General features: G+C 51.6%; 5 protein-coding genes. 2 read left to right on the top strand and 3 right to left on the bottom strand.

Annotation, left to right across the window (positions count from 1 at the left end; translation table 11 throughout):
• The first annotated feature begins 405 nt into the window (after positions 1-405).
• Complete coding sequence (locus E1B03_RS20975) at positions 406-1,011, top strand: helix-turn-helix domain-containing protein (RefSeq protein ID WP_103769159.1); 606 nt, start codon at positions 406-408, stop codon at positions 1,009-1,011.
• 41 nt (positions 1,012-1,052) lie between these two features.
• On the opposite strand, the gene E1B03_RS20970 is transcribed toward E1B03_RS20975, so the two are convergent.
• The 3 genes from E1B03_RS20970 to E1B03_RS20960 all read right to left on the bottom strand — a co-directional run bounded on the left by E1B03_RS20970 (position 1,053) and on the right by E1B03_RS20960 (position 6,038).
• On the bottom strand, positions 1,053-2,426 hold the full coding sequence (locus E1B03_RS20970) for an HlyD family type I secretion periplasmic adaptor subunit (RefSeq protein WP_133086858.1): 1,374 nt from the start codon (positions 2,424-2,426) through the stop codon (positions 1,053-1,055).
• Positions 2,413-4,617, bottom strand: a complete 2,205-nt coding sequence (locus E1B03_RS20965) for a type I secretion system permease/ATPase (protein ID WP_133086857.1) — start codon at positions 4,615-4,617, stop codon at positions 2,413-2,415. Before E1B03_RS20965 ends, E1B03_RS20970 begins: the two co-directional genes overlap by 14 nt.
• 77 nt (positions 4,618-4,694) lie before the next feature.
• Positions 4,695-6,038, bottom strand: a complete 1,344-nt coding sequence (locus tag E1B03_RS20960) for a TolC family outer membrane protein (RefSeq protein ID WP_133086856.1) — start codon at positions 6,036-6,038, stop codon at positions 4,695-4,697.
• A gap of 332 nt (positions 6,039-6,370) precedes the next feature.
• On the opposite strand from E1B03_RS20960, the gene E1B03_RS20955 reads away from it, so the two are divergent.
• A complete protein-coding gene (locus E1B03_RS20955; RefSeq protein WP_133086855.1) occupies positions 6,371-15,457 on the top strand; it encodes a retention module-containing protein in 9,087 nt (3,028 codons plus the stop codon).
• Positions 15,458-15,507 lie beyond the last annotated feature (50 nt).

Below are 15,507 nucleotides of genomic sequence, written 5' to 3'. Positions count from 1 at the left end.
CACTTAGCCTATAAAGACCACCAGTATGGCCCCGACTCTACAAAGGGAACCGCTAAGTGTTTCAATTTAGTATCATAATATAACAATAGTGATAACTTTTTAATGAAAATAAACCATATAAAAATCAATGAATTGTGTCTTTTTGGCTACTTCGCAAAGAACAGAAAGATGAAATAATGTCGACAAAGATGATTGCCATTAATTCTTTATGGACAGCGCCCTATACTGCCCGGCACCACCACGCGAAAACAGCATGAGCCTGAACGCGTCAACGGCACCAGGGAATGTCGGTGGTAGATGTAGATGGGAATAAATGTCAGCTTGTTTGTAGGCTGACATTTATTTTTCGTGCTGAGTAAATTTACCCTCGTTTAGACAAAGCCTTAATTTGCGGTAGAGAGTCCCATGTTCCAGAAAGAAATTGAAAATGCTGTAGTGCTCGTTGGCGATGAAATGAAGAAGTCGGATAATGCCTGGCTGTCGTTACGCAAAAAACGTCAGCGTATTGATTTGAAGATTGATGGCAATATCTTGTTTTTGGAGAAAGGGACTGTCTCTGTTTATCGTGTGGAAAATGACTTAGTCACCGTGAGTATTTCTGCACCGGCTATTCTCGGCCTGCCACAAATGCGTACGGAAGTGGCAGGACACTATTTACGTTGTGATACCGATTGCGAGATGTGGGCGATGAGCGTGCAAAATGCCGATCTCCTGTTTACCGCTAAAAACTTATGGAAGCAGGCGTTTGATATCTTAACGCACCATCTTCAGCGTTATTTCCAGCGGGAAGCGTTGCAGTCACATCGTACTATTCGCGAGCAGATTATTGAGCACGTGAAATATATCTGGGCGATGGAACCCGATGTCCGAGAGAAAACATCCGTGTATACCTTTATTTTGACCCGCAATCATATCTCACGCAGCGCCATCCATAAGGTGTTACAGGAGCTGGTTAATGACGGGAAAATCACCCTGAATCGCGGAAAACTTTCTTTTTGCACGCCGTTATAATCTCTGTGCTCCCTAACAATAATGAAAGGGAGCACAACCGATTAACGTTCTCTGAGTGCCTCCGCGCGTGCGCGAATAATCGGTTTTAACAGATAGCTCAGAATCGTTTTCTTACCGGTGAGAATATCGACGCTCGCCACCATGCCGGGAATGATCAGCATCGGATGCTCTTTTGTTCCCAGGTAATTTTTGTCCGTTTGCAAACGCACAATATAAAAGCTCCGTCCCTGCTTGTCGGTAACGGTGTCTGGACTTATCTGCACCACTTCGCCTTGCAGGCCACCATAGATGGTGTAATCGTAAGCGGTAAATTTCACCATCGCGTGCTGGCCCGGATGGAGGAAGGCGATATCGCGCGGTTGTATTTTGGCTTCGATTAACAGCTTGTCATCCAGAGGAACGATTTCCACCAGATCGCTGCCCGGCTGAATGACGCCGCCGATAGTGTTCACCATTACCTGCTGAACGATACCGCGCACTGGTGAAGTAACCATCGTCCGGTTTACCCGGTCTTCCAGCGCTTTAACACTGGCCTGGGTCTTGCTGAGATTTGTTCGCGCCTCGTTGAGCTGGGCCAGCGCATCGCTCTGGAAACGACCACGACTTTCACCGATTTTATTCTCAATCTCTTTAATTTCTGATGCCGCCTTGGGCAGCGACAGGCTAATAGAGTTGAGCTGCCCGGCGGTTTCCACTTCGGTACGGCGCAGGCGCAGCAGTTCGACTTTTGAAATCGCGCCCGAGGCGAGCAGCGGCTCGGACATTTTGATTTCCTGGCGTATTAACCCGAGGCTGTGCTTAAACTGATCTTCCTTCGATTCAAAGTCGCGCAGTTCCTGTTTTTTCTGCACCAGCTGTTCTTCGAGCCCGGATATTTCGTTGTGAAACTGCTCCCGGCGGCTGTTGTACAGCTCGGTTTCTCCCCGGGCGACATCCGGCGCCTGGCTGGCTATTTCTGGGGAAATCACAAACTCTCGGTCTTCAACTTCCGCCGTCAGGCGTTCTACCTTGGCGCGCAGGCCAAGCTTATCGGCTTCTGTTTCGCCAACATTGGACGCAAAGCGCGTGTCATCAAGGTGCAGTAACGGGGTTCCGGCGTTAACGATTTGCCCTTCGTGAACATACAGTTCGGTGACAATGCCCCCTTCCAGGTTCTGGATTTTTTGCAGCTTAGATGAGGGGATCGCTTTTCCCTCACCGCGCGTGACTTCATCAATTTTGGCAAAACCGGCCCACACAAAAGACAACACCACCAGTGCGAGGATCGTCCACAGCGTCAGTCGTATCACTCTTGGGGCGTCATCAATAATGGCCTGGCTGACCTCATTAATACTGTCGGTTTGATTTTCATCACGACCGCGAAAGTAGTGCGGCAGGTAGCGGCGGGCACGAGCCAGGAAATCAGCGAGATGCATTAATCTGCCCCTTTTTCAACGCATCCATCACTACCGCTTTCGGGCCGTCTGCGATGATGCGTCCTTTATCAACAATAATCAGACGGTCAACCAGCGACAGCATGGAGGCGCGGTGCGTGACCAGTAATAACGTTTTTCCCGCGATGCAGGGAGCCAGCGCGTGTTTGATCTTCTCTTCGCTGGTGTTGTCCATCGAACTGGTGGGTTCATCCAGTAGCAGGAGAGGGGGATCCAGCAGCAGCGCGCGGGCAAGCGCCACCGCCTGCCGTTGACCGCCGGAAAGCTGAGAGCCGCGCTCCCCGACCTGCAGGTTATAGCCGTCAGGATGCAGACGAGCGAAATCGTTGACGCCCGCCAGTTCTGCCGCTCTCAGCATGGTTTCGTCATCGACATAGCGCGCCCCACACAGCAGGTTGTCGCGCAGCGTACCGTTAAACAACTGGATGTCCTGCGGTACGTAGCCGATGCTGTGGCGCAGATCGTTCACATCCAACTGTCGAGAGTCGATACCGTCGATCAGCAGGTTCCCGGCGCTCGGTTGGTACAAATTGACGATAAGTTTACTCAGTGAACTTTTTCCGGAACCGCTACGTCCGATAATGCCGATGCGTTCGCCGGGCTGAATGGTCAGGTTAATTTTGTACAGCGACAGGTTTTGTTGCTCCGGATAGCTGAAATCCACATCGCGGAATTCAATGCTGCCCTGTAACTGTTCGCGCTTGAGCGGGTTTTCATCCGCGCGACGCTCCTGCGCCAGTGACATCATTTTGTCGGTATTTTTGATGGTGAGCTTCGCCTGCTGATAGCGGGCGATAAGGCCGGTGAGCTGGCCCAGCGGCATCAGTGCGCGACCGTTAAGCATGTAGCAGGCAATCAAGCCCCCCATACTCAACTTGCCGCCGATAATCATGTATACGCCGACGATGATCATCACTACGCCCGAAATTTGCTGGAACCAGCCGGTGAGATTGCTGGCCAGGCTGGACAAGGTTTTTACGCGCAGCTCCAGACGGCTCAGGCTGCCCAGCGTCTGCTCCCACTGGAACTGGCGTTCGCTTTGGGCATTGTTCACTTTGATGGCGTCCAGGCTGCTGAGGGTTTCTATCAGCAATGCCTGACGTTCGCTGGCGAGGCTCATGGTTTTTGCCACCGCGTCGTTGACCGGCTTTTGCAGCGCCCAACTGCACAGCAGGGCAATCGGCAATGTCAGTACCGGGATCCATGCCAGCGCACCGCCGATAATACCGATAACAATCAGCAGCAACAGGGTGAAGGGCAGATCGATAATCGTCGTCAGCGTGAGCGATGAGAGGAAATCACGCAGCGACTGAAATTCATGAATGTTTTGCGCAAAGCTTCCCACCCGCGCCGGGCGCTCTTTCATCTCCATGCCGATAATGCGTTCAAACAGGGTCGAGGAGATGATGAGATCGCTTTTTTTACCCGCAATATCCAAACAGATACCGCGTAGCATTTTCAGGATCAGGTCAAAGATAAACGCCAGACAGATCCCGACCGCCAACACCCACAGCGTGACCGTTGCCTGGTTTGGCACCACGCGGTCATAGACGTTCATGGTAAAAAGCGGCGTGCCGAGCGCAATCAGGTTGATCAGCAGGCTGGCCAGCACCGCATCCATATACAGAAAACGTGACAGCTTCAGCGTATCTTTGAACCAGGATTTAGTGCGCGGCAGGAAGGCTTCCGCCTGCAAATCGAATTCATGACGCGGATGCGCAAAAATGACTTTACCCGCATAGTTGCGCTCAAGCGTGGCTAAATCGACGCAAATTTCCCCACCCTCGCTTTCGCTGGGCATAAAGCGGGCGCTACCGTCATCGTTCCATGCCAGCAATACGCCGGTTCCGCCTGTATTCAGCAACAAGACCGCAGGCAGGGACATTGCCGGAATTTTATCGAGCGTGCGCGTGACGACTCGTGCTTTTAAACCGGCTCTTGCCGCCGCGCGTGGAAATATATCCAGCGTGAGCCGATCGCTTTCTAATGGTAGGCCGCAGCTTAATGTTGAACGACTCGCCGATTTACCATGCAGAGAACACAGAATAAGTAAGCTATCCAATAATGGGTCGTCATTATGGCTACGTGGGTCGTGATGGTGAGAATTAGGGTTAGCATCATTCTCGGAAACTTCATTTAATAATTCGGCTTGTGCACTCATTTTCGCAACCATTCTGACCGTGCACGGCTAAATAATAGCAAGCTAATAATAAGCGTGCAGGTCAGAGATTTATTGGGTATTAATAATTATTAATGAAGTTCCGGTAAACTATTGTCTTCTGCAGAATCTACCGGTTGCCCTGACGGCGGCGGTGTGATTTTTAGAATATTCATTAATTCGCCGGTGCGTTCGCTAATACGATAGCCGCTGGTCATTGCCAGATAACGTAATTCAACAAGGCGACGTTTAGAGGAGAACACTTCATTTTCACTATCGAGTAAATCCAGCAGCGTACGTTCGCCAAGACTAAATTGATCCTGATACGCCGTGCGCACTTTGACGCTGCGGTCAGCATATTCTTCTGCCGAAGGCAGTTGGGCGCGTGCGTTTTGCAGCGCAGTCCAGGCCAGGCGCAGCTCCTGATTCAACTGGCGAAGCGTGTTATTGCGCACATCCTGAGCCTGCTTGTGCAGATAAGCGCGGGAGTTCATGCTGGCTTTGTCGCTGCCGCCCTGGTACAGGTTGTAGTGCAGTTTTACCATCGCTTCCCACTCTTCGGTGTGTGCGCTGGTGGTATCGGTGTTATTGCTAATCCCGCGGGAAAGCTCTACGTCCACGCGTGGGTAGAAAGTGGATTTTGAGGCTTCATACTGCTGGTGTGCAGCTTCGATATCCGCATTGGCGGACTTCAGTAATGGATTGTTTTTTTCCATTCGGCTTTTGGCGTCTTCCAGCGAGGTCGGAAGCTGAGAGTCAATGCTCTCTGGCTGGCTTAAGCCCTGCGGGTCCATACCGGTCACGCTGACAAAGGTGGTTTTCGCGTCTTCCAGGTTGGTCTGCTCGGTCAGCAGGTTGTTACGCGCCTGCGCCAGGCGCGCTTCGGCCTGCATAAAGTCTCCGGAGCGACCAACGCCCTGATCGGTACGCAGTTTTATCTGGTCGTAAATGCGCTCGTGATTTGCCAGATCGTCTTCGGCAAGATGCACAAACTCTTCACGTTGCAGTACGTCGAAATAGGCCTGAATCACGGCATACGCGGTGCTTTCGCTGGTGTTCATCACGCTCCAGGCGCGCGAATCAACGGTCGCTTTTTGCCGCGCAACTTCGCTGTTGGTGGCAAAACCATTGAACACATTTTGCTCAAGGCTGAGCGTCGCTTCGTTAGGTGACTGAGTCAGACCGTTATTGCGGCCTGCCGCACGAGTCGTCGCATCATCAACATTTTTGCGCCCGGCTTCTGCGTTTAAATTCAGGGACGGTAAATAGCCGCCTTGTGCCGCCCGTAGTTCTTGCTCTGAGGAATAACGACTATTTATTGCGGCATTAACTTCTGGATGATTCGCTAATGCATCTTTAACGGTATTTTGTAAGTCTTCTGCAATTGCTGCATTTATTGAAAAGCATGAAAGCAGAAAAACTAAAAACTTCTTCATGACATGAATGCCTTATATCTCACGGTTATGACATCCAGCTGTCGTCGCTATCATCCATTTTTACAAACACGTTATATTAATTAACAAATATGATTTGTCTTAATTGATGGCTGTCATCAGCTATTCAGCGACATGTTTTGTCACATCGTGTTTTATTTTTGGTTATTTTTTATTATATTCATTTGCCAGTCAAGTCTCATGTAATTGCATTCAATAAAATGTGTTTTTTTCTACATTGAGATATTAATGTTTACATTAAATTAATGTGATATTTGTTCGTTAATATATTAGCGAGTTTATAAAAATAATGATGATATTTAAGTGAGGTTACGGTGAGCAAATTACTCGGTGTGATCAAAGCAATCATTGGGCAGGTTTACGTTGTTGATGCTAATGGTGCACAACGACAGGTTCATGAAGGCGACAGGGTATATAGCGGTGAAGAAATTGTGACCGGTGCCAGCGGCGCGGTAAGTGTCTCTTTACCCGACGGAAAAACGCTGGATATCGGCCGCAACAGTCACTGGGGCGAGCACGGGCTACAGGCTAGCCATAATCCGGAGAGTAGCGCCCAAGATATTGCCGCCGCACAAAAAGCCATTTCCGAGGGCGCTGACCCGACGCAGGTGCTGGAAGCAACCGCCGCAGGTAATGAAGCGCCGGTAACCTTAGAGGGCGGGGGTGGTGGCCACACTCTGGTTCAACTTGAGTTAACCGGGCAGGTGGTTGATCCGACTGCTGGTTTTAACACCAAAGGTCTCGGTAGCCCGAACTGGGATAGCAATCTGCCGATAGGGGGTGCTACTACAGGTTCCGCGAATGTTTTCCCGCCTGAAGTGCAAATTACCGAGTTTGCCGGCAACGACGGCTTTATTAACAAAAACGAACTCCACCAGACCCATTTAAGCGGCACCAGTAATCAAAGTCACGTCACGCTCACCTTTACCGATAGCCAAAAAAACACATTCACCATAACTGTCCCGGTGAACAACGGGCACTGGAATATTGCTACCGATCTGGGTGGACTGGTACCTGGAAATGTAACCGTAGTGGCAATCGCGACCGATGTGACGGGACGAACGGCGGAAAGTTATGACCATGCGCTGCTTGATATTACTGGACCAAATATCAGTATTAGCGTTGAAAACGTCACGCCGGATAACCTCATTAATAATGAGGAGTCTCATCATCGGCAGACCGACGTACATGGTCATGTTGGCGGAGATGCAAAACCTGGCGATCTCGTTACCTTACTGGTCGATGGCAAAGAATATACCGGCGTTGTTACCGACCCGGGAACAGGGACTCTGACTTATACCATCCCGGTGCTGACTCAGGGATTATTGAATGACCCGAATATTCACGCCACGTTAACCTCTGTCGACGATGCCGGAAACAGCACCACGGTTTCTACCGATCATCACGTCAACAACGATCTGTTTGCGCAAAATGCCGTGACCATTGAAACGGTGGCGAATGATGATGTCGTCAACGCCAATGAGTTTCGTATGCCGACCGTTATTTCAGGCGTTGCCAGCGGTGATGCGAAAGCGGGCGATCCGATAACGCTGACTATTCAGGGCAAAGCGTTTCACGGCACGGTTTTCGACGATCATGGTCAGCTACGCTATGAAATTGTGGTGCCTTCCGCAACCCTGAAGGAAGGTGCGAACGATGTGCAGGTGACGCTGGTCAGCCATGACGTTGTAGGTAATGAAGCCACCGCCGTAACGCATCGCACTGTGGTGCTGGATACTCAGGCGCATAACGCGCTGACCATCGACAATGTGACCGACGATAACACCCTGAATCGTGTAGAGCTGTATATGCGCAATCAGGTGATTTCGGGCACAGTGAGCGGCGAAGACGCCAAAGTTGGCGACCCGATACAGCTGGAGATTAACGGCCATCAGTACAACGCTCAGGTTATCTCTCTTGGCAATAACACGCTGGGATATCGTATTGCGGTGAGCTCATCTGACTTTGCAAATAACAGCACGCCGGTTGATGGTAACGTGGAAGTGAAGGTTACAGTCACCTCGCACGATGCGGCGGGCAACCTGGCGATTGCCACCGATACCCACAGCGTACACATTGATAATCTTGCGACTAATCAGGTCAACATTGGCGCAGTAGCGACGGACGATGTGGTCAATGCGATTGAAAACCGCATGACGACGCTGATTAGCGGCGTGGCGGGCGGCGATGCCAAAGCGGGCGACGCCGTGACCGTCAATGTGCGTGGGCAGAATTTTACCGGAACGGTGGTCGATGATAACGGCGAGCTGCGCTACGAAGTGGCGGTTCCAGTTGGCACGCTGAAGGAAGGTAAAAATGCGGTGGTGGTGACGCTTACCAGCCACGATGCCGCAGGCAACGAAGTGACCGCGCTCGCGCACCGTACCGTGGTGCTGGATACCAAAGCGCATAACACCGTCAATATTCACGACGTCACCGCCGATAACACGCTGAACTTCAACGAGCTGTCGGCAGCCAAGCAGACGATTATCGGGAGCGTTCGCGGGGAAGATGCGAAAGCGGGCGACCCGGTGCTGATTGAGATCAACGGCCACCAGTATCATGGCCAGGTGATTGATACCGGGAAAAATACCCTCGGTTATCGTATCGAGGTGGATTCGAGCGCGTTCTCAGACAATATCGGTCATGTACTGAAAGAGGCGACGGTGCACGTCAGCGTCACTTCCCACGATGCGGCGGGTAACCTGGCGATTGCCACCAGCAGCCACGATGTGCATATCGATAACTTCGCGGAAAACGCAATAACCATTGAATCGGTGGCGACAGACGATGTGGTCAACGCCATTGAAAATCGTATGGTAACGCTGATTAGCGGTGAAGCCAGCGGCGATGCCAGAGTAGGCGATGCGGTCACCGTTAGCATGCATGGGCAAAACTATGCCGGAACGGTCGTCAATGATAACGGCCACCTGCGCTACGAAGTCGCGCTGCCGAAAACGGCCTTGCTGGAAGGTAAAAATGATGTGCAGGTGACGCTGGTCAGCCATGATGCGGTGGGTAATGAAGTTACCGCGCAGTCGTATAGCACCATCACGCTGGACACTCAGGCGCATAACACCATCCGCATACATGATGTTACTGCCGATAATACGTTGAATTACCAGGAGCTACTTGCGGCTAAACAGACGATTACCGGTTTTGTTGGCGGTGAGGATGCGAAGGTAAACGATCCGGTCTTACTGGAGATAAACGGCCATCAGTACAGCGGTAAGGTGATTGATTTTGGCCGCGGTAAGCTGGGGTATAGCATCGATGTAGATTCTTCAGCATTTGCTGATAACAGCGGCCATGTGCTGACGAATGTGAAAATTACCGCAATGGTTACCTCTCATGACGCAGCGGGTAACCTGGCGATCGCGACGGATTCCCATAAAGTTCACATCGATAACTACGCGGAAAACACCCTCAAGATTGACGCAGTAGCGACGGACAATGTGGTGAACGCCAATGAAAACCGCATGCCCACGATTATTAGCATCGTAGCCGGTGGTGATGCCCGGGAGGGGGATGCGGTAACTATCAGCGTTCGTGGACAAGATTTTGACGGCACGGTGATCAACGACAACGGTCAGCTACGCTATGAAGTGGTTCTGCCGCATGGAACCTTGCATGAAGGTAAGAACGCGGTGGTCGCGACCCTGCTCAGCCATGACGCGCTGGGCAACGCAGTGACCAGTGAGTCGCACCGTATCATCACTCTTGATACTCATGCGCAAAACGCCATCTCGCTGGATAACATTGCCACAGACAATGTTATCAATTACCAGGAACTGTCCGCGGCAAAACAGCGCATTACCGGCATCGTTGATGGTGAAGATGCGAAGGTCGGTGACCCGATCCAACTGGTGGTTAATGGTCACCCGTACGCAAGTCAGGTCATCGACCTTGGTCACGGGCATTTGGGTTACAGCATTGATGTGGACTCATCGGTCTTTGCGAACAATAGCGTCCATGTGTTGACGGATGTCGACGTGCACGTCACGGTCACTTCTCATGACGCGGCGGGGAACTTCGCCATCGCCACCGATAGCCATAAAGTTCATATTGATAACTTTGCCAAAAATGGGGTGACGACGGATGTAGTGGCGTCGGATGATGTGGTGAACGCCATTGAAAACCGCATGCCAACGCTGATTAGCGGTATCGCGAAAGGTTTGGATGCCAAAGCGGGCGATGTGGTGACCGTCCACGTACAGGGACATAATCAGGACTTTAGCGGCACGGTAGTTAACGATCACGGCGTTCTGCGCTACGAAGTGTTTGTTCCAACTGGTGTGTTGCAGGAAGGCAGCAACGACGTGATGGTGACGCTGGTCAGCCACGATTCTGCGGGCAATCAGGCGCTGGCGGTGGAGCATCGAAGCGTCACGCTGGATACGCAAGCGCACAGTACCGTCACTATTGATAGCGTCACTGATGACAACAACCTTAACCATCTTGAGCTGGATACGCCGATGCAGCTCATCAGCGGTAAGGTGGGCGGTGACGCGCAGGTTGGCGATGCGGTGATCGTTGAAATCAATAACCAGACGTTTAACGGCAAGGTGATTGATCTCGGGGGCGGTCACTTAGGCTATCAGGTCCCGGTCAACTCAACGGCGTTCAGCGATAATAAAGGCCTCCAGGATAAAAATGTGACCGTGAGCGTCACGGTTATCTCCCACGATGCGGTGAAAAATGAGGTCATTACCACCGCAAAGCATGACGTACATATTGATAACCATGCCGGGGCTAAAATCACCGTTGATACGGTGGCGGGCGATGACAAGCTGAACGGTGCAGAAGCTGCTAAGCATCTTACCGAGGTTATGGGAACGGTTGCGGGCGATGTGCATGTCGGGGATAAAGTTCAGGTTATCGTGGATGGACATACCTACGAAACTACCGTTCAGCGACTCCCGGAGCATAACAATGCGCTGGGATATAAGCTGGACGTTCTGAGTCGCGATCTGGTCAAAGACCCGCATATCGTGGCCCGCGTAGTCGGCGAAGATAAAGTGCATAATTTCCAGAAAGCGGAGATAACGCACGACCTGGCGGTTGATTTACATGCCAAAGCTATGCTGACGATTGATCCCGTCACTGGCGATAATATGATTAATGGCGATGAATCAAAACAACCATTCACGTATGTCACCGGGAAAGTAGCTGGGGATGTTCATGTAAATGACGTCGTTTATCTCACCGTGAATGGCCACGTCCTGACGGGGAAAGTGAGTGATTTGGGCGGCGGGGTTCTCGGCTACAGCATTAAAGTCAGTACCGCCGACCTGATCTCCGATCCGCATTTAACCGCGACGGTGAGCACCACCGATGGTGCGGGTAACCCGGCCACGGCCAATACAGAAACCACGGTGATTATCGATACCCGTGTGGATGCGCAGATAACCATTGATGCCGTGACGCCGGATAATACGCTGAACCTTGCCGAGCAAATGCATGGCTATACGATAGTGAGCGGGTCGGTGAGCGGTGAAGTTCATCCGGGCGATCCGTTCACTATGACCATCAACGGCCACAACTATTCTGGCGTGGTGGAGGATCGCGGCCATCAGCAGATGGGCTTCCACGTTCCCGTTGCCACGGCCGATCTGGTTGCCGATCCGCATATCAGCGTCACCATGGATATCACGGACGATGCCCTGAACCATGCGCAAATTACAGCGCATCATACGGTTATGCTGGACGCTGAAGCGAAGGCCTCAATCACTATCGATCCGGTAACGGGCGATGATGTATTGAATAAGATTGAATTGGGTCAAACCACGACGATCGTCAGCGGTACGGTGGGGGGCGATGCTAAGGTGAATGATGTGGTGCACCTGAATATCGGTGGCCATACGGTTGATGCCACAGTGGTGAATCTGCCAAATCTGGGAACGTTGGGTTATTCCATTGATGTAGACACCCAGTGGCTGCAAAACGATCCGCATATTACCGCAACCATCACCACTACCGATGCGGCGGGTAATAACGCGACGGCAGATGCGCAGAGTACCGTGGTCATTGACGAGAAGATTGACGCGATTGTGCATATTGATCCGATTGTCACCGATAGCGGTGATGCGGTGATTAACCACGACGAAGCTCTGAAGCCGCAAACGACGGTTACGGGTACGGTGGGAGGCGATGTCAAAGTCGGTGATACCGTTGAGCTGACCATCAATCATCAGATCTACTATGCGCAGGTGGAGGATCACAACGGCCAGCGTGTTTTCAGCACGAAGGTATCGACTTTGGATCTGCTTATGGATCCGAATATCCATGCCGAAGTAACGGCAAAAGATGACGCAGGCAATATTGCACATGGGCACGATGACATGCCTGTGGTGGTTGATACTGTTGCTGATGCCGGGATTACGATTGATTCTGCGTTGAGCTGGCAAGGCATGGCGTTACCAGCTGGAAACCGCCCTGAATTTGTGACGGTAACAGGGCATGTTACCCCAGACGCGAAGTTTAATGATTTGGTTACAGTTGATGTTGGTAACAACAAACATCTGGAAACCCACGTTATTACTCTCCCTGATGGGCAACTGGGCTATACGCTGGATATTCTTTTTCAGGACTGGAATAACAACGGCAATATCACCGTGTCCATCACCACCCATGATGATCATGGCAATACGGCGACAGCAGTAGAACATAAATTTATTGATCTCCCGTGGGTAACCAATACCTATACCCCTGCTAATACGTCTTTTGTTATTCACACCCCGTCGACAACGAGTACTGGCACCACACCGCCGCACCAACCGACCGTACATCTCACCGTTGATAAGGTGGCGGGCGATGACATTCTCAACCACGATGAAGCGCAAAAAGCAACGACGGTAATCCGTGGTCTGGTCACTGGCGACGTTCAGGCCGGGGACAACGTCATGGTCACCATCAATCACGTGCAGTACACCGGGCACGTCATGACTATCCCGACGATGCCAGGGCAACTGGCATACGAAGTGGATGTACCAACGAATGAACTGCAGGCGCATCCAACATTTGATGTCTCCATCAAGGCGGGGACTGCGACAGATTCGGCGCAGAAAACCATCACCGTCGATACGGATAACCCGCTGCAGATAACGATGGAAAAGATTGCCGGTGATGATGTTATCAATGCGGCGGAAGCGCAAAGCGGTAAAACCACCATCAGCGGTACGGTCAGCGGTGAAGGGATCCATAACGGCAGCGTGGTGAGCCTGCAGGTCAATGGCAATACGCTAACTGCGGTAGTGCATGATGATAAACACGGGCACTGGGCCTGGTCGACGAAGGTCAGCATCAACGATCTGCACAATAGTCCGGATGTTGTCGCGACGGTAATCGCGACGGATGATCATGGTAATCAGGGAAGTGCCTCTGCCAGCAGTCATGTTGTGGTCGATCTGAGCGCTAATGCTGGCGTTACGATTGATAAAATTGCCGATGACAATGTGCTGAACGCGCTGGAGTCACAGCAGCATAAGATGACCGTAACGGGTTCGGTCTCAGGAGATGTGCACCCAGGCGATAAGGTGACGCTGACGGTTAACGGAAATCCCTATGCGGCTACTGTTGATAATAATCATCACTACAGCGTTGATATCTACACCCAAGACCTGCTGGCCGATCGCGCCATTGTCGCGACAGTCTTAGGATATGACGATCACGGTAACGTGCAACCAGCCAGTTTTACGCAAGGCTACTCGATTGATAAAACGGCAGGCGGCAGTGTGACCATCAACACCGTTGGCGGCGACGATATTATCAATGCTGATGAAGTGAAAGCCGGTAGCGTTGAGGTGAGTGGTACGGTGGATGGCGATGTGCATCTTGGTGATAAAGTCGACATTCTCGTCGATGGCGTCACGGTACATACGCGAGTCATTGAGCTGCCGCATATGAACGGGCAACTGGGCTACAAAGCGATGGTGAGTACGACTGGTCTGCAAAACGACCCAACTATCCATGTGAGTGTGCAAGGGCAGGATTCGGCGTTGAACCCAATGCATGCCGAGAACGATAAATCGGTCACTATCGACACGCAGCTGCATGCCACCATTATGCTGGATGATGTGACGACAGACGACGTGCTGAATAACGTGGAAACGCAGCAAGCGAAAACCATCATCAGCGGTCATGTGACGGGGGATGTAGACGTTGGCGATCAGGTGACTGTCACGGTTAACGGTAAAGATCTGGTTGCCGATGTGAAAGACAGCGGTGGTCGCAAGGTGTTCAGCGTTGAGGCCAGTACGGCCGACCTGCTTCACGATCAAAATATTACCGCTCATGTCATCGCCCACGATGATTCAGGTAACCATGGAAGAATCGATACCAGTAAGACCATCACCATTGACAGAACCGCTGCGGGTACCATTACCGTTGATAACCTCACCACGGATAATGTTCTAAACGCCAATGAGCTTCTGGACCCGACGTTTAAAATTACCGGCCACGTTGGCGGTGATGCAAGCCTTGGAAATCCGGTGAAATTGACTATTGGCGGTCATGTCTATACTGGTGTCGTGGAGGTATCAGCGACAGGCGAGCGGATCTATCAGATTGAGGTAGATACTGATGTCCTGAGAGCAAACAAGACGTTTGATGTTGAACTCAAAGGTCACGATCTGCCTCTGAACCCGTTTACTGCAAACGCCTCACATACCTATTCCGTTGATGAAAAGGCAGACGCCACGCTTATCGTCGATAAGGTTACCGGTGATAACCATATTTCACGCGCTGAAGCACAGGATACCGTCACGCATATTATCGGTAGCGTGAGCGGTGATGTGCATGATGGCGAGCATATTAAAGCGCTGGTAAATGGTCATCAGTACGATGCCATTCTTCATCAGGGCAATAATGGGCTGACCTATGATATTGAGGCCGATACCTCCGCATTCCGTGCAGGTCATAACCGTGTGAACGTATTGGTTGAGGCGCATGATGACCACGGCAATATTACGCCTTATACCCAAACGCTGAACGTGACGATGGACGATCCCGCGCCAGTAAAAGGACATACGGCGGATAAAGGGAACCATGCTGCGATGCAACATGCGCTGCATAACCTGTTCGACGACAACGCATTGTCTCTGTCTTATGCTCCAGCAGCGACCGGACACGGCCAGGCGACAGCCGTGCTCGGCGCTGACGATAAGGCGAAGGGCGTGCTCGAAAAAGTCGATCTCAGCGATCTGGCGCGTGAACTGCATGAAGGTGTGGATATTGCGAAGTACATTCAAAGCGGCGGCGATCATCATCTGATCGCCAGTCCGGCAAAAGTGGCGCATGGAATAGATACCGCGCTGTCTACTCCGGCAAGCGGCGATCTGCATTCTCCGAGCTTCTCGCTGGATCACCTGATAGCTAAACCCGATCAAAACCACACCCACTAACGATTGCCTGCTGCCCTGTGTAAACAGGGCAGCAGCATCATGCAAAATGA

The sequence above is a fragment of the Citrobacter arsenatis genome (assembly GCF_004353845.1).
Classification (GTDB): Bacteria; Pseudomonadota; Gammaproteobacteria; order Enterobacterales; family Enterobacteriaceae; genus Citrobacter; species Citrobacter arsenatis.
Note: the sequence above shows the minus strand (reverse complement) of the source record. Positions and strands in the feature narration are given on the sequence as shown.

Bases quoted from the DNA above. Each gene is read 5' to 3' on its own strand.
- E1B03_RS20960 (WP_133086856.1), bottom strand. From the start codon at position 6,038: ATGAAGAAGTTTTTAGTTTTTCTGCTTTCATGCTTTTCAATAAATGCA.
- E1B03_RS20970 (WP_133086858.1), bottom strand. From the start codon at position 2,426: ATGCATCTCGCTGATTTCCTGGCTCGTGCCCGCCGCTACCTGCCGCAC.
- E1B03_RS20965 (WP_133086857.1), bottom strand. From the start codon at position 4,617: ATGGTTGCGAAAATGAGTGCACAAGCCGAATTATTAAATGAAGTTTCC.
- E1B03_RS20975 (WP_103769159.1), top strand. From the start codon at position 406: ATGTTCCAGAAAGAAATTGAAAATGCTGTAGTGCTCGTTGGCGATGAA.